General features: G+C 45.5%; 25 protein-coding genes and 1 tRNA gene. 15 read left to right on the top strand and 11 right to left on the bottom strand.

Annotated features, from left to right (window positions below; all coding sequences use genetic code 11):
* The first annotated feature begins 507 nt into the window (after nt 1-507).
* From ICN43_RS10150 to ICN43_RS10130, 5 genes are read left to right on the top strand one after another with little or no spacing between them, the layout of a single operon-like run.
* Nucleotides 508-1,287 carry a DUF4239 domain-containing protein gene (locus ICN43_RS10150; protein WP_216199476.1) on the top strand — a complete coding sequence of 260 codons (780 nt, stop codon included), beginning with the start codon at nt 508-510 and terminating at the stop codon, nt 1,285-1,287.
* Nucleotides 1,288-1,318: 31 nt separating this feature from the next.
* Nucleotides 1,319-2,821, top strand: a complete 1,503-nt coding sequence (gene mqo / locus ICN43_RS10145; protein WP_216199475.1) for a malate dehydrogenase (quinone) — start codon at nt 1,319-1,321, stop codon at nt 2,819-2,821.
* Nucleotides 2,822-2,860: 39 nt separating this feature from the next.
* A complete protein-coding gene (locus ICN43_RS10140; RefSeq protein WP_216199473.1) occupies nt 2,861-3,148 on the top strand; it encodes a hypothetical protein in 288 nt (95 codons plus the stop codon).
* A gap of 43 nt (nt 3,149-3,191) precedes the next feature.
* Complete coding sequence (locus ICN43_RS10135; protein WP_216199471.1) at nt 3,192-3,674, top strand: helix-turn-helix transcriptional regulator; 483 nt, start codon at nt 3,192-3,194, stop codon at nt 3,672-3,674.
* A 3-nt stretch (nt 3,675-3,677) separates the two neighbouring features.
* A complete protein-coding gene (locus tag ICN43_RS10130; protein WP_216199469.1) occupies nt 3,678-4,343 on the top strand; it encodes a nucleotidyl transferase AbiEii/AbiGii toxin family protein in 666 nt (221 codons plus the stop codon).
* Between the two features lie 198 nt (nt 4,344-4,541).
* On the opposite strand, the gene ICN43_RS10125 is transcribed toward ICN43_RS10130, so the two are convergent.
* Both ICN43_RS10125 and ICN43_RS10120 read right to left on the bottom strand, forming a co-directional pair.
* Nucleotides 4,542-4,850, bottom strand: coding sequence for a HigA family addiction module antitoxin (locus ICN43_RS10125; protein WP_216199467.1), 309 nt, complete (start codon nt 4,848-4,850; stop codon nt 4,542-4,544).
* Nucleotides 4,851-4,866: 16 nt separating this feature from the next.
* Complete coding sequence (locus ICN43_RS10120; protein ID WP_216199465.1) at nt 4,867-5,145, bottom strand: type II toxin-antitoxin system RelE/ParE family toxin; 279 nt, start codon at nt 5,143-5,145, stop codon at nt 4,867-4,869.
* Nucleotides 5,146-5,496: 351 nt separating this feature from the next.
* Between ICN43_RS10120 and ICN43_RS10115 the strand changes: the two genes are divergently transcribed.
* On the top strand, nt 5,497-5,793 hold the full coding sequence (locus ICN43_RS10115; protein WP_216199463.1) for a type II toxin-antitoxin system RelE/ParE family toxin: 297 nt from the start codon (nt 5,497-5,499) through the stop codon (nt 5,791-5,793).
* Nucleotides 5,794-6,105: an addiction module antidote protein gene (locus ICN43_RS10110; protein WP_216199461.1), complete on the top strand. Its 312-nt coding sequence runs from the start codon at nt 5,794-5,796 to the stop codon at nt 6,103-6,105. It begins immediately after the preceding gene.
* Between the two features lie 46 nt (nt 6,106-6,151).
* On the opposite strand, the gene ICN43_RS10105 is transcribed toward ICN43_RS10110, so the two are convergent.
* The 3 genes from ICN43_RS10105 to tsaE form a co-directional block, all read right to left on the bottom strand.
* A tRNA-Lys gene (locus tag ICN43_RS10105) sits at nt 6,152-6,227 on the bottom strand.
* An 87-nt stretch (nt 6,228-6,314) separates the two neighbouring features.
* A complete protein-coding gene (locus ICN43_RS10100; protein ID WP_216199459.1) occupies nt 6,315-7,652 on the bottom strand; it encodes an N-acetylmuramoyl-L-alanine amidase in 1,338 nt (445 codons plus the stop codon).
* A 2-nt stretch (nt 7,653-7,654) separates the two neighbouring features.
* Nucleotides 7,655-8,197, bottom strand: a complete 543-nt coding sequence (gene tsaE, locus ICN43_RS10095; RefSeq protein WP_216199458.1) for a tRNA (adenosine(37)-N6)-threonylcarbamoyltransferase complex ATPase subunit type 1 TsaE — start codon at nt 8,195-8,197, stop codon at nt 7,655-7,657.
* A gap of 43 nt (nt 8,198-8,240) precedes the next feature.
* On the opposite strand from tsaE, the gene queG reads away from it, so the two are divergent.
* From queG to ICN43_RS10080, 3 genes are read left to right on the top strand one after another with little or no spacing between them, the layout of a single operon-like run.
* Nucleotides 8,241-9,335: a tRNA epoxyqueuosine(34) reductase QueG gene (gene queG, locus ICN43_RS10090; RefSeq protein ID WP_216199456.1), complete on the top strand. Its 1,095-nt coding sequence runs from the start codon at nt 8,241-8,243 to the stop codon at nt 9,333-9,335.
* A gap of 42 nt (nt 9,336-9,377) precedes the next feature.
* Entirely contained in the window at nt 9,378-10,163 is a 786-nt protein-coding gene (locus ICN43_RS10085) for an AzlC family ABC transporter permease (protein ID WP_216199454.1), read from the top strand.
* Complete coding sequence (locus ICN43_RS10080; protein ID WP_216199452.1) at nt 10,163-10,504, top strand: AzlD domain-containing protein; 342 nt, start codon at nt 10,163-10,165, stop codon at nt 10,502-10,504. Before ICN43_RS10085 ends, ICN43_RS10080 begins: the two co-directional genes overlap by 1 nt.
* 7 nt (nt 10,505-10,511) lie before the next feature.
* On the opposite strand, the gene ICN43_RS10075 is transcribed toward ICN43_RS10080, so the two are convergent.
* Nucleotides 10,512-13,610, bottom strand: a complete 3,099-nt coding sequence (locus ICN43_RS10075; RefSeq protein WP_216199450.1) for an FAD-binding and (Fe-S)-binding domain-containing protein — start codon at nt 13,608-13,610, stop codon at nt 10,512-10,514.
* Nucleotides 13,607-14,290, bottom strand: coding sequence for a GntR family transcriptional regulator (locus ICN43_RS10070; RefSeq protein ID WP_370623180.1), 684 nt, complete (start codon nt 14,288-14,290; stop codon nt 13,607-13,609). The genes ICN43_RS10075 and ICN43_RS10070 overlap by 4 nt, the downstream gene beginning before the upstream one ends.
* Before the next feature lie 167 nt (nt 14,291-14,457).
* On the opposite strand from ICN43_RS10070, the gene ICN43_RS10065 reads away from it, so the two are divergent.
* The 3 genes from ICN43_RS10065 to ICN43_RS10055 all read left to right on the top strand — a co-directional run bounded on the left by ICN43_RS10065 (nt 14,458) and on the right by ICN43_RS10055 (nt 17,551).
* The gene (locus ICN43_RS10065; RefSeq protein WP_216199448.1) at nt 14,458-15,642 is read left to right on the top strand and encodes an alanine--glyoxylate aminotransferase family protein; all 1,185 of its coding nucleotides are present in this window, start codon (nt 14,458-14,460) and stop codon (nt 15,640-15,642) included.
* Between the two features lie 73 nt (nt 15,643-15,715).
* Nucleotides 15,716-16,120 carry a heme-binding protein gene (locus ICN43_RS10060; protein WP_216200063.1) on the top strand — a complete coding sequence of 135 codons (405 nt, stop codon included), beginning with the start codon at nt 15,716-15,718 and terminating at the stop codon, nt 16,118-16,120.
* A 6-nt stretch (nt 16,121-16,126) separates the two neighbouring features.
* Complete coding sequence (locus ICN43_RS10055; RefSeq protein ID WP_216199446.1) at nt 16,127-17,551, top strand: DEAD/DEAH box helicase; 1,425 nt, start codon at nt 16,127-16,129, stop codon at nt 17,549-17,551.
* On the opposite strand, the gene gluQRS is transcribed toward ICN43_RS10055, so the two are convergent.
* Nucleotides 17,538-18,491, bottom strand: a complete 954-nt coding sequence (gene gluQRS / locus ICN43_RS10050) for a tRNA glutamyl-Q(34) synthetase GluQRS (protein ID WP_216199444.1) — start codon at nt 18,489-18,491, stop codon at nt 17,538-17,540. The two genes, ICN43_RS10055 and gluQRS, sit on opposite strands and share 14 nt — an antisense overlap.
* A gap of 15 nt (nt 18,492-18,506) precedes the next feature.
* Between gluQRS and dnaE the strand changes: the two genes are divergently transcribed.
* Nucleotides 18,507-22,133: a DNA polymerase III subunit alpha gene (gene dnaE / locus ICN43_RS10045; protein WP_216199442.1), complete on the top strand. Its 3,627-nt coding sequence runs from the start codon at nt 18,507-18,509 to the stop codon at nt 22,131-22,133.
* 20 nt (nt 22,134-22,153) lie between these two features.
* Here dnaE and ICN43_RS10040 read toward each other — a convergent pair whose 3' ends face one another.
* The 3 genes from ICN43_RS10040 to ICN43_RS10030 form a co-directional block, all read right to left on the bottom strand.
* Nucleotides 22,154-23,245 carry a glycosyltransferase family 9 protein gene (locus tag ICN43_RS10040; RefSeq protein WP_370623179.1) on the bottom strand — a complete coding sequence of 364 codons (1,092 nt, stop codon included), beginning with the start codon at nt 23,243-23,245 and terminating at the stop codon, nt 22,154-22,156.
* Nucleotides 23,246-23,337: 92 nt separating this feature from the next.
* Nucleotides 23,338-24,120 (bottom strand): glycosyltransferase family 2 protein, encoded by a 783-nt coding sequence (locus tag ICN43_RS10035; protein WP_216199438.1) that lies wholly within the window; start codon nt 24,118-24,120, stop codon nt 23,338-23,340.
* Nucleotides 24,117-24,878 carry a glycosyltransferase family 2 protein gene (locus tag ICN43_RS10030; protein ID WP_216199437.1) on the bottom strand — a complete coding sequence of 254 codons (762 nt, stop codon included), beginning with the start codon at nt 24,876-24,878 and terminating at the stop codon, nt 24,117-24,119. The genes ICN43_RS10035 and ICN43_RS10030 overlap by 4 nt, the downstream gene beginning before the upstream one ends.
* 10 nt (nt 24,879-24,888) lie before the next feature.
* Between ICN43_RS10030 and msbA the strand changes: the two genes are divergently transcribed.
* Nucleotides 24,889-26,652 carry a lipid A export permease/ATP-binding protein MsbA gene (gene msbA / locus ICN43_RS10025; protein ID WP_216199436.1) on the top strand — a complete coding sequence of 588 codons (1,764 nt, stop codon included), beginning with the start codon at nt 24,889-24,891 and terminating at the stop codon, nt 26,650-26,652.
* The last annotated feature ends 2 nt before the right edge of the window (nt 26,653-26,654 follow it).

Genomic DNA, 26,654 nt, shown 5'->3' with positions numbered 1-26,654 from the left:
ATTTTGGATGAGTTACTTAGCTGGCGATCTTGGAGCTAATTCATTATGCGGCCCATGTAGCAACGGTGCCCCATTGCTGTAGCGCTATCTGCTTGCGAAACTTAGTGATGCTGGTGGGTCGGGCGAGATTGGCCTCGTCGAACTTTGTTTTCGAACTCGCTACCAATAGATTGAAAGAGCTTATGTAACGACGACAGGGTCAATTGAACACAAAAAAACACGATAAAGCTCATTATTTGAATATCTACTTTCGGCCAATAAGAGACTTTAGATTAGTAGAGGTAAGGCTCTTCTAAGGCGTAGGTCGCACGTTCGAATCGTAATATCGGAGATATGTTCCGCCAGGGTCTGCTTTGAGTCGAAAATTGACCGACGGATCATGGATGGTTGATCCGTTAGTTAAGTTTGCTACCAATGGACTGATGCGACGATGCACATTGGTTAAGTGGATGCCAAATCGCTATACTGATTGCAATATTAAAATTAGATAAATGTCCATTTAAAGCCATGTCAACGATTCTAGGTACCCTTCTATTAGTATTAGCCACTTTTCTTGGGATTTCGTTAACTCTATTTTTTATCACGAAAAAATATTTATCCTTCTTCAAATTTGAAAATAATGGTTACCCAGCTATTTTCTCATTTGCAATTGGCACGACTTTTGGCCTGACTCTGGCCTTTATTTGCGTCTCTACTTGGCAAAACTACAAACATATAGATTCTGTAGTTTCAAAAGAAGCCACGACACTTACCACCATATATAGATCTTTGGAGGCATTCAAACCAGAGTTTCGAGATTCCTCTGCCAAGCTTCTTACTGCATATACTAAAAAAGTGATTGAGCAAGAATGGCCATTAATGTCAAATGGTCAGTTTGATCATGATGCCTACAAGGAGTTCCATCAGTTTCAGATTGGCTTACTCAACCATATCCCGCTCAATAATGCTGAGTTGCTAGCCCAGCAAGAGGAGTTGAGATTGATATCTGATTATTACGCGCTTCGCTTGGAGCGAATTACTAGTGCCAAATCAGCCTTAGATCACTCTATGATATTGACCTTAAGCTTGGGTGCTTTCATCTTTATCTTGTATCAGTGTCTTCATGCTATGTCAGATAATCGTCAGCATTTGGTGATGATTTCTTTACTTTCGATATCAATCAGTTTAATTTTCTTTTTAATTCTCAGTTACAACACTCCATTTTCGGGGCCGAATGCTATTTCTCCAGAGGCCATTCGAAAAGCGTTGGCATTATGGCAGATCGATTCTGTTGCACCATTACGCTGAGCTTGATTGAAACGTAAATAAGGAGCTTTGATTGAGCAAGCAAAAAGATGTCACTGAAGTTGATTGCGCACTAGTTGGCGCTGGAATTATGAGTGCTACTTTAGGAGTTTTCCTAAAGGAACTCTCTCCAGGCCTCACAATTGAGTTGTTAGAGGTGCTTAAGCATGAGGCTCTGGAAAGTTCCAACAGCTGGAATAACGCTGGTACTGGTCATGCAGCAAATTGTGAATTAAATTACACACCGTTACAGTCTGATGGCACTGTGAATATTTCCAAAGCCCTAGAGGTCAATACCGAATTTGATCTATCAAGACAATTTTGGTCTTACCTTACTAAAAAGGGAGTCATTAAAGATCCCGCCTCTTTTATTCATCCAGTGCCTCATATGAGTTTTGTATGGGGTGAAGAGCATGTCAGTTTTTTAAAGAAACGTCATGCTGCCATGAGTGCCCACCACTGTTTTCGGGGTATGGAATATTCAGAAGACCCAGCTCAGATTGAACAGTGGGTGCCTTTAGTAATGAAGGGAAGGGATCCTACTGAAAAGATTGCCGCCACACGAATTATTAATGGCGCTGATGTGAGTTACGGATCATTAACATCAAATTTATTGACGTATTTAAAAACGGTTGATGGTTTTAAGGTGTCATTTTCAGAAAAGGTGACTCATATAAGTCGCACCCCCGATGGGCGTTGGCGCCTAAGCATTAGAAACCAAATTACCGATAGCTTACGTTTTGTTATAGCAAAGTTTGTATTTTTAGGCGCTGGTGGAGCGGCCTTAACTTTATTGCAGCAGTCAGGAATCCCAGAGGCTGATGGATACGGCGGTTTTCCTGTGAGTGGAATATGGTTGCGCTGTGATGATCAGGAGATTGTGAAACAGCACGAAGCTAAAGTGTATGGCATGGCATCCGTAGGTTCCCCTCCAATGTCTGTTCCTCATCTAGATACAAGAATTATTGATGGGAAGCGTTCTATCCTTTTTGGACCTTATGCTGGTTTTTCTTCTAAGTTTCTGAAGCACGGTTCTTACTTTGATTTAATCAACTCTATCCGCCTAGGAAATATTCTGCCCTTAATGGCTGTTGGGCTGAGCAATTTTTCTTTAGTGAAATATTTAATCAAGCAAGTACTCCAAACTCAAAAAGAGCGCTTTAATAGCCTAGCGGATTTCTATCCCAATGTTGATCCAAAGAATTGGCTTGAAGAAACTGCAGGTCAACGAGTGCAAATTATTAAAAAAGATCAGAAGAGCATTGGGGTTCTGGAATTTGGTACAGAAATTGTAGAGTCTGCTGACTCTTCGATGGTTGCCTTGCTTGGTGCATCACCCGGTGCCTCTACTGCGGTTTATATCATGATCAATGTGATTGAGAAGATGGGGCCAACAGGTTTGTTACCAGCTGGTTGGAAGCAAAGAATGCAGACTATCATTGAATCATATGGGGAGTCCTTGATTACTAACGAAGCTCTTTGCAATAAAGTCAGGGCTGAGACTGCAGCAGTATTGGGTTTGCACAACATAAACTAATCAGCATTGAATCTGCAAATATTGCACTAGAACAGTGAGATGAAACCAAGCAGATGCTTATCCCATCTCCTGGGAGCAATTCAGGGTTTTAGAAAAGAAAAAGCCCCGCAAGAAGCAAGGCTTAGTAAAGCTGGTGGGTCGGGCGAGATTCGAACTCGCGACCAACGGATTAAAAGAAGTCATGTCCCTTCAAAAACCTATATAGCGTATGGCTTTGAGCGACCAAAAAATGAGCGTGCAATTGACTGTGCGATTGCTTTTTTGGTGCATAGCGCTAAATCTCGTTATTACATCAAGTCTCGGGTAATAGTAGATCAACCCCAATAAATAATTGTGTAATATATTACACAATTTATGCTATAGTGCACTTATGAACTTACGCGAAATTGGTCTCAAAGTCGGGCAGCGTCGTACTGATCTGGGCTTATCCCAGGAGCGGTTGGCAAAACTATGCGGACTATCAAGGTCAACCATCCATCATCTAGAGAAAGGTAGTTTGAATGATTTGGGCGCAGCTAAATTGCTGTCCTTGTTATCGCTCCTAGGGCTAGATGTAATTACGCAAGAGCACAGCAAAAAGCATCATGGCTTAGATATGGCCAGTAAGACAGCCAGCGTTAGTTATAAGACTAAATTACAAAGTGGTGATTTATCTCATTCGTTGGCCTGTGGAGATCTGCCTGAAAGTATTTATCCTCATGTGGCAACGCTATTGGATGAGGCGCCACTAGAAATTATTGTGTCTGCGGTTGAGGAGGCTGCCAAAAATAATCACGTTGCACCCAAAGTAATTTGGAAAAATATTAATCGGTGGGCGCACGAGATGCATTCTCTCAGATCGGCTTGGACTTAATTCATGAATAATATTATTGAACGTGAACTTCCCGAAGGGGTGTGGAGAGATTTACTTCCGCATGCGCTTTCTATTATTGATGATATTAAAAATCACGGAACGCCCGATCCATTTTGGACTTTTGGTGGTGGCACGGTATTAATGTTTCGTTATCAGCATCGGCTTAGTAAGGATATTGATATCTTTGTTCCAGATCCACAGTACTTAGGTTTTGTCACGCCACGCTTAAGTGATGTGGCTGCAGCCGTTAGCACAGACTACGTTGAAGATCAGAGCTCTTACGTGAAGTTAATTCGTCCAGAAGGGGAAATTGATTTTGTGGCATCCCCAAATCTCACTGATACACCTTTTGAAATATGGAATATTGGCGGCCAGCAGATTCGGGTAGAAACTGCTGTAGAGATTGTGGCAAAGAAATTGTGGCACCGAGGTGACAGGGCTACTGCTCGTGATTTATTTGATCTGTCATTAATTATTGAGCGAGAACCCGAAGCCTTAGTAAAAGCTGCCAAATTCTTGCGAAAGAATGCTGAGCCATTTATTAGTCAGATATCTAGCAGGGCAGCGGTATTAAAAGTGCAGTTCGCTGAGATTGATATCTTGAATTACAGGCCAAGCTATGACGAGGCAGCGCAGAGGGCAGTCACATTCCTAGGTTCACTTAAGTAAGAGTGATTGATAGGTACACAGGTAATAAAAAAGCCCCGTAGAGCGAGGCTTAGTAATGCTTGGTGAGTCGGGCGAGATTCGAACTCGCTACCAACGGATTAAAAGAAGTCATGCATCTTCAAAACCCCATATAAATCGATGGTCTATACGGCCAAAAAGTTATTGTGCTATTGAGTATGCGATTGCTTTTGGTAATGCTTAAGGTAATGCAGGAATTATTGCATGCTTGACTTTGGGAAGTCCAAATTTACGTACCTGCCATAAGTCATAAGATGCTTGTAGGGCAAGCCAAGCGCCCGCACTACCACCATGCTTCTCGCCAAGCCAAGCTTCAATACGCAAAGCCATTTCTGGAGAAATGCCAGCTTTGCCATTGATCACCCTGGAAAAAGCAGCGCGAGTTACGCCAAGCTGTTCCGACGCTTCTGTTACGGTGAGATCTAATGCTGGAAGAATGTCTTCCTTTAGCGTGAGGCCTGGGTGGGGTGGGTTGTACATTTTAGTCATCATCATTCCTATTCTTTTAGTGGTAATCCTGGTAGTCAACTAAAATTACATCTTCACCATCAAATTTAAAAGTCATGCGCCAATTTCCATTTACTGATATCGAATAATGGTTGGCTAGCTTATTTTTTAAAAGATGTAAGTTCCAGCCAGGAATATTCATATCCTCCCATTTCTTTGCAACATGCAATCTAGCTAATTGCCTAGCAAGCTTATTAGCATGGACGGCTTGGATTCCAGACTTTTTACCTGTTTCAAAAAAGAGTTGTAAGCCCTTATGGCGAAAAGTTTTAATCATGATTTAGTGTATACTGAAACTATACACTATGCAAGTAGTTTAGTTACCCAGCAATCTACATTCTCGAACAATTCGTTTTAACCAAAAGAAAAGGGACCACATTTCTGTGATCCCTTTGTATAACTGGTGGGTCGGGCGAGATTCGAACTCGCGACCAACGGATTAAAAGAAGTTGTGACTCTTCAAAAGCTCATATAAATCAATGGTTTGTATGTTCAAAAAGTCACTGTGCGATTAAGTGTGCGATTGCTTTTTAGTACAAAGTTCGATTCTGTGAACCAGATTTTGAAATCTTTAAACGGCACATAAATGGGGTATTGACATTTTGTAATCGATCGAATACAATTTCATATGTTTAAAGTTTTAGAAACTAATAATTTCCTTGAGTGGTTGGGTAGCCTTAGAGATCTACCAACTCGAATTAGATTGGCCAGGCGCTTAGATAGGGCTAGATTGGGGAATTTGGGGGATGTCAAGGTATTGACTGATGGCGTTCATGAAATGCGCGAAAAATTTGGGCCTGGTTGGCGCATGTATTACGTATTGAGGGGTAAAACAATTATTGTGATGTTGGGTGGTGGAGATAAGTCCAGTCAAGCCAGCGATATTAAAGCGGCAAAAAAATTAGCCAAGCTATTGGAGGATTAAATGAAAACTGTAAAAACAGAAAAGAAAATTAAAGTCAGTGATTTAGCTGAATTTGACATGACTCGCCATCTCAAAAGTAAACGTGCGATGACTGAGTATTTGAATCAAGTTATTGCTGATGGTGATGATGCTGAATTGGCTACTGCTTTAGGGCATATTGCTAGAGCAAAAGGTATGGCTGAGATTTCTAAATCAAGCGGCATTACTAGAGAAGCCTTATATAAAGCCCTAAAGCCTAATACAAAGCCACGTTTTGACACTGTATCCAAGGTCCTTGGCGCCTTAGGTATGAGAATCACAATCCATGCCTAATGGTTTGATAATAAAAAAGCCCCGTAGAACGAGGCTTAGTGATGCATGGTGGGTCGGGCGAGATTCGAACTCGCGACCAACGGATTAAAAGTCCGCTGCTCTACCGACTGAGCTACCGACCCAGTAAAACAAAGATTATAGCAAGAAGTTTATAGACGCTCCTTGGGTCTATAGGTGCCTACCTTCAAGCCCTTGTAGTTACAAGACAGCTATGCGTTTGCCCGTCTGGCAACTGGTGGATTTTTCGAGAAATAGTCCTTAATTCCCCTCAAAATCGCTTCGGCAATACGGTCTTGATAAGCATCGTCATTGAGGCGCGCCTCCTCCTGGGGATTGCTGATAAAGGCTGTTTCGACCAGGATAGAGGGGATATCCGGAGCCTTGAGAACTGCAAAGCTGGCTTGCTCAACTTTTGGTTTATGTAAGGGCGCAAATCCACTAATTTGCTTCAGAATCGATGTGCCCACTTGAAGTGAGTCTTTGATCTGGGCAGTGGTCGACATATCTAGCAATAGGTTGGCTACTTGCTTATCTTGAGTCTTGATATTGATGCCGCCAATCAGATCTGAAGAATTTTCTTTATTGGCCATCCAGCGTGCAGTAGTGCTAGTAGCCCCCATTTGCGATAGGGCAAAAACTGAAGCACCCCTAGCTCTTGGTTCGATAAAAGCATCCGCATGAATTGAGACAAACAAATCCGCCTCTACTCTACGGGCTTTTTGTACCCTGGTATGAAGGGGTACAAAGTAGTCGCCATCTCTGGTAAGAAAAGGGCGCATATAGGGATCATTCTCAATCTTGTCGCGCAGGCGTTTGGCGATGGAGAGTACTACATGCTTTTCTTTGGAACCCATGGCGCCAATTGCACCTGGATCTTCACCACCATGACCGGCATCGATTGCAATCGTGATCAAGCGCTTCTGTTTAGCTTGTGTAGGCAACTCTTTAATATCTGGAATTGCTTGGGCTACTGGCGCTCGTGGAGCATCTTTCCCCTTTTTTACTGCAAACTGCGCAATTAAGTCGATTTCTTCATTGGCTTTTTCTAAGGCGCTTTCTTTGCGGGCGCTACTCTTCACTAATTCCATTAAAGGATCTGGGGCGATCGCTGGATAGAGGTCTAGCACCATGCGGTATTGATACTCCGCAATCGGATCAAGCGTAAATAGCTGCGGCTTCACAGGCTCTTTGAGGTCAAATACTAAGCGCACCATGCCGGGTTGAAATTGCCCTACGCGAATTTGTGAAACATAAGGATCGTTCGGCTTCACCTTGGCTACCAAGTCCTTCAGAGTGGAATTGAATTCCATGCCTTGAACATCCACTACTAAACGATCTGGATTGGTGAGCAGCTGTTGGGTAATGGGTAGTGCTTTATCGGACTCAAGGGTGATCCGAGTGTAATCTTCTGCTGGCCAAATACGCACACCTAAGATCTTGGCACCCCAGGCAATCTCTGCTTCACTAAAGAAGAGTATGTATCCCAACATCTTTGCGGAAGTCTTGAGATGTTTTCTTCTGGAGGGGTTGATGGGGGGCTTGCGCATCGCTATTGGAGAAATATTGTCTCTAAGGCATTGTGTCCTTGGATTGAGATTGCCTCAATGGTAATGTTTCTTTCATTTTCATCATCGCCAGCCTTGAGGTGAATCTGAATATCGAATGCTGGAAGGGTGCCCTCAGCTTTTTCTGGCCACTCCACTAAACAAAATCCAGGCTCATCAAATAGTTCTGCAAAGCCAGCCTCTTGCCATTCCAGCGGATCTTTCATACGGTAGAGATCAAAGTGATTGGCTGTGATGGTTGCTGTGATAGTTACTGTAGTGGGTGGATTGCCACTCTTAATCTGAATGGGGTAAGGCTCACACAAGGTATAGGTTGGACTCTTCACTCGACCCACATATCCCAAAGCTTGTATCAGATGGCGGGCAAAGGTAGTTTTGCCGGCCCCAAGATCCCCCTCTAGGGAGATATTGAGGTGAGTATTTTGATCTGATTGAAAGAAATGGCTGAGACTGAGCGCAAGTTGTTGCGCTAAGGTAGCCGTACCTGCTTCTTGCCTACAATGTTGTGTAAATGAATTCTGAGCCATTTGCCTAGTTTATTCAATTATTGAGCTACATTCTGTATTCCTAATGACTTCTTCCTCAATACCGAGCCCTGTCGATCAGGCCAATCTTCGTGAATGGTTGGATGGACAATCTCGTCAATTGGGTTTTGATAGCTTGCGTATCACTGATACCCATCTTGGATCTGCTACGGATAGGCTTCAGGAGTGGTTAGAGCAAGGTAGACATGGGCGGATGGAGTATATGGCTAGACATGCTCAATTACGTTCTGATCCAGCCCTCTTGGTCCCGGGTGCAGTCAGGGTGATTTGCGTCACCATGAACTACCTCTCCCCTGGAATCAATTTTGATGATGAGTGGCAGCGTTTAGCAAATCCTACCCAAGCCGTGGTGTCGATGTATGCCCGTGGTCGCGACTATCACAAGGTGATGCGCAACCGTTTACAAGAATTTGCTCAGATGATTGAGCAGCAGATCGGATCATTTGGTTATCGTGTATTCACCGACTCGGCGCCATTAATGGAGGTAGAGTTGGCTCGTAAGGCGGGCTTAGGCTGGCGAGGTAAGCATACTTTGCTGCTGAATCAACATTCTGGCTCGACATTCTTTTTGGGAGAGATCCTAGTAGATGTTCCTTTGCCAATAGATCAGGAAGAGGAGTCGCATTGTGGGACTTGCCAAGCTTGTATCGAGGTTTGTCCTACGCAAGCGATTACTGCACCATATCAGTTAGATGCCCGTCGTTGTATCTCGTACTTAACGATTGAAAATCCAGATAGTATTCCAGTAGAGTTTCGTAGGGCGATGGGAAATCGTGTTTATGGTTGTGATGACTGCCAACTGATTTGTCCTTGGAATAAATTTGCACAACGTTCAGCCTTGCCAGATTTTGCAGAGCGTCATGGTCTTGGGAGGGCGAGTCTCTTGCAACTTTGGTCTTGGACTGAGAATGAATTTAATCAGCGTCATGAAGGTAGTGCTATTCGTCGTATTGGTTACTCTAGATGGCGCAGAAACTTAGCAGTAGCGATGGGAAATGCCTTGGCCGCTAGGGGCGCATCTCAGGTAGAGAAAGATTTACTGCGCCAAGCTTTACTTAATGCCTTACCCTTGGCGGATACTTTAGTCGCTGAGCATATCGAGTGGGCCCTGAATAGTTAACAAATTTTGGCAAAGTTTATCGCCAGCTCTTACAATCAAACCATGTCATCAGCTGATCAACCATCCATTGACCCTAGCGAAATTTTGCAAGAAGCTGCAGCGGCGCAGCGCTTTAAAAATCGTAGCGAAGCTTTTTGGGCTGGTATTCGGGATGCTTCAGGTGTACCTGCAATGGTCCTCTTTGCCGGTATGGTGGGGTTTGGTGCGATGGGTAAAACCAACGGCGTAGATATTTGGTTTACGACTGCTACTAGTTTCTTGATGTTCGCATTGCCTGGGCAAGTTGTTTTGCTAGAGATGATTATTACTGGATCTTCCATTCTGGCTATTGCGCTTGCTGTGACTTTAACTGCCACACGTTTTATCACAATGACCGTGACACTCTTTCCTCAGTTTCATCAAAAAGATCGCAATCATGGACTGTATGCATCCGTGCATTTTTTAGCTATGACGGCTTGGGCTATTTCAATGCGTGAGTTTCAGACGATGGAAGCGAGGCATCGATCAAGTTACTTTATTGGTCTTGGTTTACTGTGCTGGCTTGTTTCTATTCCGGCCACAATGCTGGGATATTTATTAGCGGGTGTAGTGCCCCCGTACATTACGCTTGGCCTAGTGTTCATCAACCCCCTATTCTTCTTACTGGCATTTACAGAGGTGGGATCTTGGACCAATCGAATCGCTATTGGTTTGGGTTTTTTGCTCGGACCACTCTTCTTTATCTTGGATAGCGATACCAGCTTGCTCACGACTGGCTTGGTAGCAGGTACTATTGCATATTTAATTGATCTTAAAATTCTGCGTAAGAGAGCGGGAGTGATGAGTTAATGAATGCTGCGCTAGAGGGATGGGGATTATGGATTGCCTTAGCAGCCGCGACTCTGGGCACTTATTTTTGTCGTGCTATTGGTGTACTACTCGCAAAAAAAATTAATCAAGATAGCGAAATCTTTCGCTGGCTTGCAGCTGTGACTTATGCGATGGTTGCGGCTCTCGTTGTCAGAATGATTTTGATGCCGCTCGGTCTCTTATCCACAGTGCCTATTTGGGTTCGTATCTTGATCTGTATCCTGAGTATTGCCGTGATGGTATCTAAGCCAACCCGCCGTCTAGTGCCTGCCTTATTGACTGGAACATTGTTGATAGTGGCATATGGCGTGATTCGTTAAGACATCATCACACTCCATCTGACAGATGCGCTGCCAAGATCTTGGCAATATGGACTGCTCCCTTTTGTGTACCATCGGCGATCTGATGTCGACAACTGGTGCCATCTGCAACCACCCAGCTGTCTTGTGCTTTCCGTATCGTGGGCAATAAGCTCAGCTCCGCCATTTGCTTTGATACTTCAATATGCTCCGTTTCATAACCAAAGCTACCTGCCATGCCACAACAAGAGGACTCAATGAGTTTGGGTTGCGCATTGGGGATTAACTTTAAGAGCTCGATTGCTGGTGTAACAGCATCAAATGATTTTTGATGACAATGACCATGAAATAGCACAGGGCGCGAGGCCGGTTTCAGTTGCAGCTGGAGCTTTCCATTTCTGAATTCGCTAGCTAAGAACTCTTCCAAGAGTTGTGCGTGCCGACTTACAGTAATTGCACGTTCACCAAAGCCCATGACTAGTGCTTCATCTTTCAGGGTGAACAGGCATGAAGGCTCAAGACCAATAATCGGAATGTCTTTTTCTGCAAAAGGCGCCAGATGATCTACTAACTCATCTAAGCTTGCTTTGGCCTGATCAACCATGCCAGCAGCCAGATAGGTGCGACCGCAACAGAATTCCTTGGAGCAGGTATTGGGTGTTGCGTTTACTTTTTGTTTATTGAAGCTCTTCTGCGGAATATGAACGCGATAACCGGCAGCCTTTAAAACTTGTAGAGCTGCCTGTAGGTTTTCATCTTCAAAATAGGCATTAAAGGTGTCGGCTAACAGCACCACACCCTGGTTGCCATTCGCATCTGGAGTGCTCAGTTCTGCTGGCGTAAATTGATAAGGTCTAATTGCATTCTGCTTACTCCAAAATGTATTTGCTTTCCAAGTTGGCAAACTTCTTTGTGCAGAAATGTCCATAAGCCATTCTTGCAATTTGGCGATAGGGGCAATGTGATTACGTAAATTTAGTAATGCAGGTAGCCCCGGAATACTACTGATGATGGGGGCATATTTGGGTAGATAGGCAACTGCTAGATCCCGCAGCGTATGTCCAACCCGTTTCTTATACGCCGACAAAAACTCAATCTTCATCTTAGCCATATCAACGCCAGTAGGACATTCGCGGCGGCAAGCTTTGCAGCTGACGCAGAGTTCCATGACTTCCTTGATGGCGTCACTACCGAGGGGTGAACTTTCGTCTTTGATATCCAGTTGATTAGAGAGTGCAAGGCGCAATGTATTGGCGCGGCCACGGGTGAGGTGCTTTTCATCGCGAGTAACCCGATAGCTCGGACACATCACTTCAGCATCAAACTTTCGGCAATGACCATTGTTATTACACATCTCAACTGCTTTGGCTAAACCCATCGCAGGGTCACCGCCGGTACCTGGTGCAGTGGTTTCTTCAGTGGCGGTATCATTCTGTACATTCCATGCGGACCAATCTAAAGCTGGTTGCAGCGGAATCACTTTGTAGCTTGGTGGAAAGCGGAAGTAACTCGCATCATCCATCTTGGGAGGGTTAATGATCTTGCCTGGATTGAACAGCCCGGTTGGATCGAAACGATACTTGATTTCAGTAAGCGCTTCAGTAATCTTTGGGCCAAATTGCCAAGAGATCCATTCGCCACGAGAAAGCCCATCACCATGTTCACCGCTATAGGCACCTTTATATTTACGCACTAATTCAGAAGCTTCTTGGGCAACTGCACGCATCTTCTGCGCACCATCCCGGCGCATGTCTAGGATGGGTCGGACATGCAGAGTACCCACTGAGGCATGCGCATACCAAGTACCACGTGAGCCATATTTTGAAAATACATCTGTGAGTGCTTGGGTATATTCAGCAAGACTTTCTAATGGGACTGCGCAGTCTTCGATAAAGCTGACAGGCTTGCCATCACCTTTGAGGCTCATCATGATGTTTAAGCCGGCCTTACGCACTTCCCATAAATTCTTTTGCAAACTAGCATCAGCCATCGGAACTACGGAGCCTGGAAGCCCGAAGTCGCCCATGAGATTTTCGAGTAACTTTAATTTCTCTAGAAGGGGGGCATGCTCTTCGCCTGAAAATTCCACCAATAAGATTGCCTCAGGAGTTGTACCGCCAGAGTCGATGAGAGCGGTTTCGATAGTACTTTTAAAACTAGGATTGTGGCGCGCTAAGTCAATCATGGTGCGATCCACTAATTCAACTGCAGTTGGCCCAAGCTTGACGATATGCTGCGCACTGTCCATTGCTTTGAAGAAGCTCGCGAAGTTCACTACCCCAAGAACTTTATGTTGAGGTAGGGGTGATAGTTTTAGTTCAAGCGATTTGAAGTAAGCCAGGGTGCCTTCACTACCCACTAATAGGTGCGCTAAATTAACGCTGCCGTCTTGGGTATAGGGGAGCTCGCTCTGGGGATGAAATATATCGAGGTTATATCCAGCTACGCGACGTAAGACTTTAGGGAAACGTGCTTCGATTTCTGGTTGAAGTGTAGTAGCAAGACCTTTTACAAAGTCACCTAATTGCCTTGCAACACCAGAGCTATTGGCATAATTTCCAAAGTTTGCAAGCTGGCCATTTGCTAACCAGGCGTCAATACCCAACACGTTATGTACCATGTTGCCATAAGCAATGGAGCGACTACCGCATGAGTTGTTACCCGCCATACCACCAATGGTTGCCTGCCCAGAGGTAGATACATCTACGGGATACCAAAGTCCATGCGGTTTTAGGGTTGCATTGAGGTGATCTAAAACAATGCCAGGCTCAACTAGTGCGGTCGCTTTTTCAGGGTCTGCATGTAAAAGCTTGCGAAAGTATTTAGTGTTATCGATTACTAATGCGGTACCAGTAGTTTGGCCGCACTGGCTAGTACCTCCACCACGCGGAAGAACGGGTACGCCAAGATCAGCTGCAATCTGAATAGCCGTCGCAATGTCATCGGCGGTTTTTGGTACAAACACGGCGACCGGCATGGTTTGGTAAATCGATGCATCTGTTGCATAACGTCCGCGACTGGCGATGTCTGTCATGACTTCACCAGAAGTTTCTTGTTGAAGACGCTTCGCTAACTCTGCCTTGTTAGCGACGAATTCTGGGGGTGGAAAATCCAGTGGCTTATTCATGCTGCAACTTTCTCTTGGGATTCTGTATCAACTAATTGAATAACAACATCACGTTTATTCATGACGTGTTGCATCATGACTGCGCGCATGCGAACGCTGTCACGTGCTTTTAATGCATCCAACATTTCTTGGTGTTCACCAACAGCCTTTTCCCACTTGACGCCATCCTGATTGGAGCGAAAGCGAAGTGCTTCAATGCGCGCATTCACTTGCGCAAACAACTGGCTCAAGACAGGGTTATTCGCTGCTTGATTAATGGCTTGATGAATTTTGAGATTCAGGCGGTAGTAGCTAGAAAGATCTCTACGCGCATACGAAGCCATCATTTCATATTGAAGCGCTTCAAGCTCGTTCAGCGCCTGATCGCTAATATTTTGTGCTGCCAATTCTCCTGAGTAGCCTTCTAAATTAGCAATCACATCAAAGGTATGAATAATGTCTTCGCGGCTTAGTTGGACTGCAATCGCACCTCGATTGGCAATCAATTCAACAAGGCCATCAGCAGCCAGGCGTCGAATCGCCTCGCGTATTGGAGTGCGGGAGACATTCAGTTGTTCTGCCAACTCACGTTCATTGAGTTTGCTACCGGGCATGATGGCGCCTTCCACCAGTAAAGATCGGAGCTTCTGGAAGGTTGCTTCGTGTAAGTTTTGGGTATTGGGTGGTGCCATGAGCATCATCTGAAATGCCTTAAATTTGTATACATATTTACTATAACCGATGAATAAGCATAAATAACGCTATAAAACGCTTATTTTATGAATATTTTGCATACAAAATTGTAAATTGCCAAAAAGTGCCTTACACTGATTCGTAAGATTAACAACAAAACCCAATGAGACTTCGCATGCTAAAACTGGATAACCACACCTCAGGACGTCATTTTTTACACATTCCCGGCCCAAGCCCGGTTCCTTCACGCATTCTGCGTGCCATCAGCTATCAAACAATTGATCATCGTGGACCGGAATTCGGAGCGTTTGGTCTCAAGGTTTTGGGTGGCATTAAAAAGCTATTTAAGACTGAGCAACCCGTCATTATTTATTCCGCTTCTGGAACCGGTTCATGGGAAGCTGCCTTAGTGAATGTCCTTAATCCTGGTGACAAAGTCTTGTTTTATGAAACTGGCCACTTTGCTCACTTGTGGCGTGTCTTGGCTAAAAAGATTGGCATTGAAGTTGAGGTGACAGGCAAAGCGGGCGCGGATACTTGGCGCTGGGGGATTGATGCATCTGTAATCGAGGAACGTTTGAGTAAAGATACTCAGCACGAAATCAAAGCTGTCTGTGTTGTTCATAACGAAACTTCCTCTGGCATTACATCGAATATTGCTGCAGTTCGTAAGGCGATTGATGCTGCGAAACATCCAGCGCTATTACTCGTTGACAGCGTTTCTGGTATTGGTTCGGCCGACTACTGTCACGATGCCTGGGGTGTTGATGTGACTGTAGCGGGCTCACAAAAAGGTTTGATGTTACCTCCCGGCATTGGTTTTAATGCTTTGTCACCAAAGGCCATTGAGGCAAGTAAGCACAGCAAAATTCCAAAGGCCTATTTGGCTTGGGATGAAATCTTGGAGTCAAATAAAACAGGTTACTGGCCCACTACTCCAAGCACCAATTTGATGTACGGTTTACATGAGGCAATCGATATGATTCAAACCGAAGGTTTGGACGCGGTATTTGCTCGCCATCAACGTCTGGGGGAGGCTTGTCGTCGTGCAGTTGCTGCCTGGGGTCTTGAGAATCAGTGTTTAGATTCTGACGCCTATTCACCAGTACTGACTTCGATCCTGGTTCCGGAAGGAATGGATGCGGATGTACTTCGTAAACATGCCTTAGAAAAGTTTAATCTTTCACTGGGAACCGGCCTCGGCAAGCTGAAAGGTAAGGTTTTCCGTATTGGCCATCTGGGTGATTGCAATGAACTAAGTCTCATGGCGGCCTTAAGCGGGGTTGAAATGAGCTTGGGTACTATGGGCTTTAAACCCAAGGCCAGTGGTGTAGTTGCGGCTCAAGACTACCTAAAGTAAGGTTTGGTCGGCAGACTCAACCTATAATTCACCATATATATCAATAGTATTAGAGATAGAGAGATTAATTATGTTGGCAACTAAACCCTATTTAACCCAGGCGGATGTTCAAAAGATATTGGATGCGGCTAATCAACATGCTGCTAAAAATAATTTTGCAGTGACGATTGCTGTTTGTGATGAAGGCGGTCACATGATGGGTTTAATTCGTCGCGATGGTTGCGCTCCACTGTCTTCATACATTGCACAAGAAAAGGCGCGTACTGCTTCCATGGGTAAACGCGAGACTCGTGTTTACGAAGAAATTATTAATAATGGTCGTCATGCATTTTTATCTGCCCCGCACGTATCGGGCATGTTGGAAGGTGGCGTCAATATCGTGGTAGATGGGTTTACCATCGGCGCAGTCGGCGTTTCCGGCGTTAAATCGGCGGAGGATGCTGAGACCGCTAAGGCCGGCATCGCAGCCATTCTGTAAGTTACCTTGACAAATACTGTTCCTGAAATAAATTCACCTACCGGCGCTACAGAGAGTAGCGCCACCCCAGCAATAATTACCTTTGCTGACTTTGGTTTAGATCCAAAGATTCAAAAAGCGGTATCTGAGCAGGGTTATAACACCCCAACTCCGATTCAAGCGCAATCTATTCCGCACGTTTTGGCGGGTAGCGATTTGATGGGTGCAGCGCAAACCGGCACCGGTAAAACGGCTGCTTTTGTATTGCCAATTATTCAAAAGATTCTGCGTCATGCTAGTAGCAGTGCCTCACCTGCTCGTCATCCAATTCGCGCCTTGGTATTAACGCCGACCCGTGAGTTGGCTGTTCAGGTTGCTGAGAATGCGGCAAGCTACTCCAAGTACACCGATTTGCGTGCTGCCGTGGTCTATGGTGGTGTAGATATGAAGGAGCAGGTTGCTACATTGCGTAATGGTGTGGAGATCTTGATTGCTACCCCAGGACGCTTGCTTGATCACATTGGCTCTAAAGTGGCTAATCTCTCTCAAGTAGAAATTCTGGTTTTAGACGAAGCAGATCGCATGCTTGATATGGGCTTCTTGCCAGACTTGCAGCGGATCATTGATTTGATTCCAGCGCAGCGCCAAACACTCTTATTCTCGGCCACGTTTTCACCAGAGATTAAAAAATTAGCGCAAAGTTATTTGCGTACACCAGTGACTGTTGAAGTGGCGCGCCAAAATGCAGCCGCAGATACTGTCAAGCAAGTAGTACACATGGTATCGAGTGCTGACAAGCAACGCGCGATTGTGCAAGTGCTTGAAGCGCGCACGCGTCAAGGTTTGTCTCGTCAGTGCATCATCTTTACTAATAGCCGTTTAGGTTGCGCAAGACTCGCTCGCTCTTTAGAGCGTGATGGTATCAAAGCGGGTGCGATCCATGGTGACAAGAGCCAGGGCGAACGTACTCTTACTCTAGATGCTTTTAAATCTGGTGTGATTGAAGCTTTGGTTGCCACTGATGTAGCTGCCCGCGGTTTGGATATTCCCTCAATGCCTTGTGTAATTAATCATGAGTTGCCATTTAATGCGGAAGATTTTATTCACCGCATTGGTCGAACGGGTCGCGCTGGTAGCAAAGGTGATGCAATTGCATTGGTTGATGCTAGTGAAAAACGCTTGCTCGACGATATTGAAAAGTTGATGAAGCGCAAGCTGGATATTCAACCTTTGCCTGAAGGTAATCCCAGCTATAGTCCTGCGTCTAGTAGAAACTCATCAAGATCAGATGCGCCAGCAAAAATGTCAGACCCATTTTTCTATAAGCCTTACGAGCCTAGCGCTGCTCCACAATCCAGCTCTAGCGCTACAAAGACGGAAGAGAAAAAAGTTGGCATCACTCCTGCAAGACCCGCGGTTGGTGCTTTGCTAGGTGGCTTTAAGAAGAAATAATTTTTCTATCCCAAGCCTGGGTGGCCGCCAAAAGCCACTCAGCAATCGAAGTGGCTTTTCCATCTGGAAGATCCCTTAATCCTAAATGTTTTGCGGCCTTACGTAATTCTTTTAAAGCCTCCTGCGTATTCTCAGTATTGATGGCACTCGCCAAAGTTTGCTTACTCAGTTTTTCGCCATACTCATCAAGTACCAGAGGTAAGTGTATGTAGTTTGGGGTTGGGTATTCCAAAACACTTTGTAAATGTATTTGCCGTGCCGTATTGCTGAGTAAATCTACGCCGCGCACAATGTGATTGATTCTTTGTTCGGCATCATCTACCACGACGGCTAGTTGATAGGTAAACACGCTGTCCCGGCGACGCAGAACAAAATCACCCACGTCTCGATTGAGATCTTGACTTTGCTTGCCTAAGGCTAGATCTTCAAACTCTATAGTGAGATCGATTGGTAGGGCGAGTCGTAAAGCTGCTTGGGTTAAGAACTTGTTTTCATCCTGGTGTGTGGCTATTTTTTGGGGGCGGCAGGTTCCCGGGTAGACCATTTCTTGATTCCGGGGTGTGATCACGCCCTGAGCCTCTAGGGTGCTGACAATACTTTGACGGGTGCAAGTACAGTAATAGACGATTTGGAGCTCATTTAGACGCTCTAGAGCCACTTTATAGCGCTCTAGGCGCTTGGATTGCCAGGTGGGCTCCTCGTCCCAGAAAAGGCCGCAGGATTGCAATTGGCGCATGATTTCTTGATCTGCCCCAGGAATGCAGCGGGGTGTGTCTAAATCCTCGATTCTCAGGAGCCATTTCCCTTGGTTTTGTCGGGCATCTAGCCAACTCCCGAGGGCGGCAACTAGCGATCCCGCATGAAGCGGTCCGGTAGGCGAGGGGGCAAATCGCCCGCGATAGCCGTCTGCTGGGGATGAAGGGTTTTGGAGGTTCGGCACAGCTAAAATGATCTCATGGCTTCACCCCGTTTTGTTCATCTTCGCCTCCATTCCGAGTTTTCAATTACGGATGGTGTCGTTCGCATTGATGATGCGGTAGCTGCAGCTGAGAAAGATGGCATGGGAGCCCTAGCGCTCACTGATTTAAGTAATTTATTTGGCTTGGTCCGTTTTTACAGCGCCGCACGTTCTGGCGGAATTAAACCGATTGCAGGTGCAGACATTTGGGTGAGTAACCCACAGGATCCCGATCAACCCTATCGTTTGTTACTCTTGGTTCAAAACCACTCTGGCTATCTCAACCTATGCCAGTTATTGAGTAAAGCCTCACTAGAGAATCAATCCCGAGGTAGGGCTGAGGTAGATCTCAAATGGTTTAGTGAGCCCGCTTCTAAGGCTGAAGATAAAGCAGCAAAAAGAACGCTGGCTCATGGATTAATTGCGCTATCTGGCGGACGCTGGGGTGATGTTGGTTCCGCACTTTTAGCTGGCCAAGAAGATCAGGCCAAAATTGCCGCTCAGCAATGGGCAAAGTTATTCCCCAATTCTTTTTATCTTGAGGTGCAGCGCGGCGGCCATCCTCAGGATGAGCAGCAGTTGCAGCTTGCCTGTCATCTTGCCAATGAATTGGATTTGCCGATTGTTGCTACGCATCCAGTGCAGTTTATGCAATGTAGTGATTTCACGGCCCATGAAGCGCGGGTGTGTATTGCGGAGGGCGAGCTCCTAGGCAATCCTCGTCGGATCAAAAAATTCAATGAAGAGCAATATTTCCTATCTCAGGAGGAGATGGAAAAGCGCTTTGCAGATTTACCAGTGGCGCTTGCAAACTCAGTAGAGATTGCCAAGCGTTGTAACCTGTCCTTGACACTGGGTCAACCTCGTTTACCAGATTTCCCAACGCCGCCAGGCATTACGCTCGATGATTATTTGTTACAGCAATCAGAGATTGGTCTAAAGCGCCATATGGAGCGCAATTTCCCTGATCCATCAGAGCGCGCTAAAGAAGGTGCTCGTTATCATGAGCGCTTGGTCTTTGAGGTAAAGACGATTGCTCAGATGGGTTTCCCGGGTTACTTTCTCATTGTTGCGGACTTCATCAACTGGGCAAAAAACAATGGTGTACCAGTTGGCCCTGGTCGTGGATCTGGTGCAGGCTCCTTGGTAGCTTACTCACTAGGCATTACCGATCTGGACCCTCTGCGATACAACTTGCTCTTTGAGCGTTTCTTAAATCCTGAGCGGGTATCCATGCCCGATTTCGATATTGACTTCTGTCAGCATGGGCGCGATCGCGTTATCCAGTACGTAAAAGATAAGTACGGAAAAGATGCGGTTAGCCAAATTGCTACCTTTGGAACGATGGCTGCAAGGGCAGCAATTCGTGACGTGGGTCGCGTACTTGAACAAGGCTATAACTTCGTTGATGGTATCGCTAAGCTGATTCCAAATAAGCCGGGTCAGTACATGACTATTGAAATGGCGAAGAAGGAAGAGAAGCAATTAGGCGAGCGCGAAAAGAATGAAGATGAGGTACGTCAACTACTGTCTCTTGCGCAACAGCTAGAGGGAATGACTCGCAACGTTGGCATGCATGCAGGTGGCGTGTTAATTGCACCCGGGCGCTTAACGGATTTCTGTCCGCTCTACACACAAGAAGCAAAAGACTCTAAAGATCAGGAGAGCGGCTCAGTCATTAGCCAGTTTGATAAGGATGATGTCGAGGCGATCGGTCTAGTGAAGTTCGACTTCTTGGGTTTAACGACGCTTACGATTTTGGCAGCTGCTGAGAAGTGGATTAAGACGCTACATGCCGACCGTCAAGATTGGAATATCGGTGAAATTCCACTCGATGATGAAAAAGCTTTTGAAGTTTTAAAGAATGCCAATACGGTCGCGGTCTTTCAGCTGGAAAGTCGAGGCATGCAAGGCATGCTTCGTGAAGCTAAACCTGACCGTTTCGAAGATATTATTGCGCTCGTCGCGCTTTATCGTCCAGGCCCAATGGATTTGATTCCAGACTTTATTGAGCGTAAGCATGGACGTCAAAAAGTAGAGTATCCAGATCCCCGTATTGAGCCTGTTCTGCAAGAAACTTACGGCATCATGGTCTACCAAGAGCAGGTAATGCAAATGGCCCAGATGATCGGCGGCTACTCTCTTGGTGGCGCGGATATGTTGCGTCGTGCAATGGGTAAGAAAAAGCCAGAAGAGATGGCGCAGCATCGAAAGATTTTTAGTGATGGTGCAAAAGCAGGCGGGATTTCAGAGGGCAAAGCCAATGAGATCTATGACTTGATGGAACGTTTTGCGGGCTATGGATTTAATAAATCGCACGCAGCTGCCTATGCGCTCTTGGCATACCAAACTGCATGGCTGAAAGCATACTATCCAGCTGAATTTATGGCGGCCAACTTATCGCTTGCAATGGATGACACCGATAAGGTCAAAATTCTGTACGACGATTGCTTAGCCAATCAGATTCGTGTGTTCTCGCCCGACATTAATACTGGTGTTTATGTATTCACGCCATTACGTGCGCCAGATGCTGCCCCTGATTCCCCAATCAGCCATATACGTTATGGTTTAGGTGCTGTAAGGGGCACTGGTGAAGCAGCAATCGAAGTTATTGTGAAGGCGCGTGAAGTTGGTGGACCGTTTAAGGATTTATTTGATTTCTGCGCACGCGTGGATCGTAGACAGGTGAACCGTCGGGCAATTGAAGCATTAATGCGTGCCGGTGCCTTTGACAGTTTGTATAAAGACGCCATTCCAAGTGATGGAAATCTTTACGATATTCGATCTACTTTATTGGCTTCTCTTGCGCGCGCAATTGAGGCAGCAGAACAGGCTGAGGCTTCAATTAATCAAGTGAGCTTGTTTGAGGTGGCAGGAGAAGATGATCGTCACTTACCGGAGTTGGTGCGCGAACTGCCGTGGTCTGAAAAGAAACGTTTACAGGATGAGAAAAGTGCTTTAGGCCTCTGTCTCACGGGTCATATGTTTGATGCCTATCGTGACGAGACTGCACATTTCATACGCCAGCCCTTAGCTAAGGTGACAGAGGGTAAGGACCAATTAATCGCTGGCATTATTACTTCTGCCCGAATGTTGACAGGACAGCGTGGCCGCATGATGATTGCCACGATTGATGATGGCACCGCTGCAATTGAGGTGACGCTATATAGCGAAGTTTATGAACCTAATCGTTCTTGGCTTAAGGAAGATGAGTTGCTAGTGGCTAAGGTTAATGTCACTCCTGATAAGTTTTCTGGTGGGATGCGAATAGTCTCTGAGGCAGTGATGGATATCACTGGCGCTCGAATGCGTTTTGCGCGTAACGTACACCTATCTATTGATTCTGCGATTGATATTAAGTCCTTACGGAGTCAAATTAACCCCTATCTCATGAGTAATCGCGTCCGAGACCCTAAGCTGGGGCCTGCGGCTGCAACTGGGTCAAGTAGTAGCGAGGGCTTGAAAGGATTGATGCTAACGGCTGCTGTCACTACAAGTGGTGGCGCTTGTCTAATGCAGTTCCCGGAAGATTTGCGCATCTATCCGGACGATGCTTGCTTACATAGCTTGTATCAAATTTTAGCAGCCAAGCAATCCCATGCTGTTCAGGTTCAGTACCACTAAATTGCTTTAGACAAAGCCAGTTAGGCTGTTTTATTTATGGCACTTTGCAGCGCTTCTATAACTTGATTTGGATCTAGCTGATCCAAACATTCACTATGACTACTTGGGCGATCTTCGCAGCCTGCTTTGCGGCAGGGGACGCATTCACCAGGCCCTTGCAAAATGGTGACATTACCAACTGTTTGCGAGCGCGCTCTTAATTGATAAGGCTGCTTGCCAACAAATCCATTAGGCCATGGTCCAAAGTTAGTGGGTGGCGTAGGACCAAACAAAGCAATAGTGGGCGTATTACATGCTGCTGCTAGGTGTGTGATTGAGGTATCCACGCCAACATAGGCAAGCGCTCCACGAATCAGAGTACCCGCTTGCGGGATGGAAAGTAAACCAGCGGTATCCACAATCTGCTTACGCGTATCTTCATCAAGCAATGAAAGAATATCTTTGTTGAGTTCAAGATCTTGCTTAGCAGAAGATGCACTCAGTACAATTTGCCAACCTTGTTGTGTAATCCACGTTAGCAATGTTTGCCAATAGGTAAGCGGCCAACGCTTGTAAGCAGTTAAGGGTCCGGGATGCACCACCACATAAGGCGAATGAATTTGAGTTGCAATACTGGGGGTAATCGGATCACCAGTAGGCGCACTGACAGAAATAGGCTTGCTAAATAGATCTTGTGGTTGTCGATAAAAGACCTCAAGCAGACGAAGCTTTTCCGTAATGACATGTTGCGCAAAATAATCTACAGCAACTGTATGCAAGCAAATGGATTTTTTCCAGGCATTCTGTTTATCACTTTTATTTCTTTTTGCCTTATCTTGTTCCGTGATACCTTGAGGGTGACCACCTAAGACTCCTACTCGTCGATGAGCTGCTACTAGACCATAAAAATAGGCGCGGTCACTCGGTTGCGTCACTACAGCTAAGTCGTAACGTTGAAAGAGTCTAAAAAATAAGGAAAGATATTCTGTGAGCTTGGGTCGATCTGAAGTTTCAATCGTCTGGGTGATATCGGCATTGCCCTTGAGCATCTCGAGCTTGCCACGATATCCTAAAAAGTGAAACTCAGCATTAGGCCAAAGCTCTCGTGCTTGTGAGATTAGTGGCGTAGTCACAAGGACATCCCCAATTTGGCGTGTCGCAATAAATAAAATTTTCTTAGGTTTTAGTTCTGAGAATACGGGCATGGGGCTAATGTAACTCAAACCTACTGTGCTTTAGCTAGAATTTTTTCACGTACGCGACGCGCATTTTCTGCAGCATTAGATTGATCGTTGATGCGATGGTAGAGGTGCAATACCTCTGTAGACCATGACCCAGATTGACGAATCAAACCTCTATTTTGTAGCCGGAAAACAAAATCAGCATCTTCATGCCCCCAGCCAGTCATGCTCTCGTCAAAGCCGCCAATGGCCAAGGCATCTTCTTTCCAGCAGGCTAAATTACATCCTTTGATGCGGCGCCAGACAAACTTCTTATAGTGTCGCCAAACGCCTGCTCTGAGTTTAATTTTGAGTGGCCAATATTTATTAATCCCACCAGAGAGTCGATAACTTAACAGCTGATTTGTAAATTGATTGAAGTCCCAGCGGGGCCAAGAAAGAATATTTTTGGTTAATTCCTCATTGAGCAACACTCGACTACCAGTAGTGAAATAACCTTTTTTTGCTAACTTGCGGTGTTGTGAAACAAAGTCGGGCTGCACAATGCAGTCTCCATCTAGAAATATAAAGTACTGGCCGGAGGCCTCAGCGCTTGCCAGATTGCGAATCAAGGCTAAACGAAACCCTAAATCTTCATGCCAGATATGCTTCATTTGCAGCTTAGACTTCAGCATGAAGTTATCAATAAAATTCTTGGTATCTACTTTAGATCCATCGTCCGCAATTAATACTTCAAATTCAGGGTCGGTTTGGGTTTCTAGGGACTGCAAAACAAAATCGAGTGCATCGATTCTGTTGTAGGTTGCAACAATAACGCTGATCTTCATTTTTCTGTTTGGTTTTGAATGAGCCAAATTTTTATGTAACGATAGTAGCTACCTTCAGCATTGGAGATTGCTAATGCAAGGCCCTGGTAGCCATCTAGAAATCCCGCTCTAATAAAATAAGTTCTAATGAATGCCCATAAGCCGTGCAGAATTGCTTTAAAAGGATTGCTTCTTCTGCCTTTAGCAAAAGCTTGTTCTGCTGAGGCCGTTGAATAGCGATCAATTTTTTGCAGAACTTGTGAGAAGTTCATAAAACTGAAGTGCAGCATTGGGTTTTCCAGTTTGGCTACCTGGCCATTGGGGACTAAGCGTTCATGAACCAGATCATCTGAAAAGCGGGCGCTACCCCGCTTAAATAATCTATCAACATAATCTGGGTTCCAGCCAGAATGACGAATAAATCGACCGCAATACCAAGAAAGACGTGGAATTGCAAAACAGTCCACTTGGGCTGGGTGATTAATCGCAGTCAGAATCTCACTTCTAAGGGCTGGGGTAAGGCGCTCGTCTGCATCCAGAGAGAGAACCCACTCTCCAGTTGCTAATTCGAGGGCACGGTTCTTTTGGGGGCCAAAACCAGGCCAATCTGCTGGCTGGACAATCACGGCACCATGGTTTTTAGCGATTTGTAGGGTGAGATCGGTACTATTGGTATCAACCACCACGATTTGCTCGGCAATCCCGTCTAGGGACGCCAAACAGTCGGCCAAATTGGCCTCTTCATTGCGAGTAATGAGTATGACGGATAAGGTGGGCATAATTCATTATATGAATGCTCAAGACCGTACCTCCTTAAATCGCTTAATTCAGTACCTCAAGCCCCATATTCGCCTGATTATTGGGTCTTTATTGGCCATGGCCTTGGTGGCAGGAGCTGAAACCTCGATACCCGCCCTGATGAAGCCTTTGCTGGATCGAGGCTTTACTGGGCAGATGGATGACAAACTTTGGCAGGTTCCTGTTTTCTTAGTGGGTTTAGCTTTGGTTCGCAGTTTGGCCCAATTTCTATCAAATTATTTGCTAACTCGCGTAATTAACTCCGTCTTGCTTAAATTACGTGAACAGATGTTCCAAACCTTATTAAATGCATCTACTACTTTTTTTCAAAAGAATTCTGCATCAAATTTAATTAATGCGGTTGTGTTTGAGGTGAATAACGTTCTTTCTATTATGGGAGGAATGTTGATTAGTTTGGTGCGGGATTCCCTCACTGTGGTCGGCTTAATTGGGTATCTCATTTATTTAAATTGGCAACTGACTTTAGTTGTCCTGATTATTTTCCCCATCATTGCTTTCATCATGGGCAAAATTAATAAGCGTCTGCGATCTTTAAATCGTGAGCAGCAGACCCTAACTAGCGAGTTGGCTTATATCGTTGAAGAGTCTGCAGCTGGATATAAGATTGTGAAAGTACATGGCGCCGAAGAATACGAGATGCGACGCTTCATGCAGAAGGCGGAACGATTGCGTCAATTTGCCATGAAGTCTGCGGTAGCGGGTGGCTTGAATCAACCAATCACTCAATTGGTTGCCTCTATGGCCCTGTCGATCGTGCTAGTGATTGCCCTGATGCAATCAGCTTCCGAGGGTACTACTGTCGGAGGTTTCGCTGCCTTTATTACCGCCATGATGTTAGTGATTTCGCCGATTAAGCACCTCGCTGATATCAATCAACCCTTGCAGCGTGGCTTAACTGCTGCTGAAATGATTTTCTCGCTCATGGATCAACCCTTTGAGGAGGATGAATCCCGCAAAGAGAATATGACGACTCTTGACAAAACTCGAGGTGGGATTCGATTTGAAGACGTTGGGTTTTCTTACCAACAAGAGGCTGGACGCAAGGATGCCCTCACCGGCGTCAATTTGAATATTAAGCCTGGCGAAGTGGTTGCCTTTGTTGGCCCATCTGGCGGAGGAAAATCTACCTTAGTAAATTTATTGCCTCGCTTCTTCAAACCCACTAGCGGGCAAATTTTCTTAGACGATATTCCGCTTGAGAATATTGTTCTAGCCGATGTGCGTAAACAAATTGCTTTTGTGAGTCAGGATGTCATTTTATTTAATGACAGTATTGCTGCAAACGTAGCCTATGGTGCTGTAGGTCTCGAGGGTATTGACCGTGGGCGTGTGATGGAGGCTCTCGAGGCTGCTAATTTAGCCGCACTGATGAGAGAGATGCCTGAGGGAATTGATACGCAAATTGGCGATAACGGTAATCGTTTATCTGGCGGTCAGCGTCAGCGTTTAGCGATTGCGCGGGCGATTTACAAGGATGCACCTATTCTTATCTTAGATGAGGCCACTTCAGCATTGGATTCTGAATCAGAGCGTCAGGTTCAAGATGCTCTAGAGCATTTAATGGCAGGCAGAACTACTTTGGTAATCGCACATCGCTTATCAACTATTGAGCATGCAGATCGGATTGTCGTGCTAGAGCATGGTCATATCATTGAGAATGGCTCGCACGAGGAGTTAATTGCTAAAGATGGCTTATATGCCAACTTGCATCGTATCCAGTTCTCCAATGCTTAATC

Origin of the sequence: Polynucleobacter sp. UK-Mo-2m-Kol15, assembly GCF_018881505.1 — a bacterium.
In the GTDB taxonomy this organism is placed as follows: Bacteria; Pseudomonadota; Gammaproteobacteria; order Burkholderiales; family Burkholderiaceae; genus Polynucleobacter.
This window is presented reverse-complemented; position numbering and strand designations above follow the sequence as displayed.

Excerpts from the sequence above, each read along its gene's own strand:
- ICN43_RS10150 (WP_216199476.1), top strand. The coding sequence starts at position 508 with ATGTCAACGATTCTAGGTACCCTTCTATTAGTATTAGCCACTTTTCTT.
- ICN43_RS10140 (WP_216199473.1), top strand. The coding sequence starts at position 2,861 with ATGAAACCAAGCAGATGCTTATCCCATCTCCTGGGAGCAATTCAGGGT.
- ICN43_RS10135 (WP_216199471.1), top strand. The coding sequence starts at position 3,192 with ATGAACTTACGCGAAATTGGTCTCAAAGTCGGGCAGCGTCGTACTGAT.
- ICN43_RS10130 (WP_216199469.1), top strand. The coding sequence starts at position 3,678 with ATGAATAATATTATTGAACGTGAACTTCCCGAAGGGGTGTGGAGAGAT.
- ICN43_RS10125 (WP_216199467.1), bottom strand. The coding sequence starts at position 4,850 with ATGACTAAAATGTACAACCCACCCCACCCAGGCCTCACGCTAAAGGAA.
- ICN43_RS10120 (WP_216199465.1), bottom strand. The coding sequence starts at position 5,145 with ATGATTAAAACTTTTCGCCATAAGGGCTTACAACTCTTTTTTGAAACA.
- ICN43_RS10115 (WP_216199463.1), top strand. The coding sequence starts at position 5,497 with ATGTTTAAAGTTTTAGAAACTAATAATTTCCTTGAGTGGTTGGGTAGC.
- ICN43_RS10110 (WP_216199461.1), top strand. The coding sequence starts at position 5,794 with ATGAAAACTGTAAAAACAGAAAAGAAAATTAAAGTCAGTGATTTAGCT.
- ICN43_RS10100 (WP_216199459.1), bottom strand. The coding sequence starts at position 7,652 with ATGCGCAAGCCCCCCATCAACCCCTCCAGAAGAAAACATCTCAAGACT.
- tsaE (WP_216199458.1), bottom strand. The coding sequence starts at position 8,197 with ATGGCTCAGAATTCATTTACACAACATTGTAGGCAAGAAGCAGGTACG.
- queG (WP_216199456.1), top strand. The coding sequence starts at position 8,241 with ATGACTTCTTCCTCAATACCGAGCCCTGTCGATCAGGCCAATCTTCGT.
- ICN43_RS10085 (WP_216199454.1), top strand. The coding sequence starts at position 9,378 with ATGTCATCAGCTGATCAACCATCCATTGACCCTAGCGAAATTTTGCAA.
- ICN43_RS10080 (WP_216199452.1), top strand. The coding sequence starts at position 10,163 with ATGAATGCTGCGCTAGAGGGATGGGGATTATGGATTGCCTTAGCAGCC.
- ICN43_RS10075 (WP_216199450.1), bottom strand. The coding sequence starts at position 13,610 with ATGAATAAGCCACTGGATTTTCCACCCCCAGAATTCGTCGCTAACAAG.
- ICN43_RS10070 (WP_370623180.1), bottom strand. The coding sequence starts at position 14,290 with ATGATGCTCATGGCACCACCCAATACCCAAAACTTACACGAAGCAACC.
- ICN43_RS10065 (WP_216199448.1), top strand. The coding sequence starts at position 14,458 with ATGCTAAAACTGGATAACCACACCTCAGGACGTCATTTTTTACACATT.
- dnaE (WP_216199442.1), top strand. The coding sequence starts at position 18,507 with ATGGCTTCACCCCGTTTTGTTCATCTTCGCCTCCATTCCGAGTTTTCA.
- ICN43_RS10035 (WP_216199438.1), bottom strand. The coding sequence starts at position 24,120 with ATGAAGATCAGCGTTATTGTTGCAACCTACAACAGAATCGATGCACTC.
- ICN43_RS10030 (WP_216199437.1), bottom strand. The coding sequence starts at position 24,878 with ATGCCCACCTTATCCGTCATACTCATTACTCGCAATGAAGAGGCCAAT.
- msbA (WP_216199436.1), top strand. The coding sequence starts at position 24,889 with ATGAATGCTCAAGACCGTACCTCCTTAAATCGCTTAATTCAGTACCTC.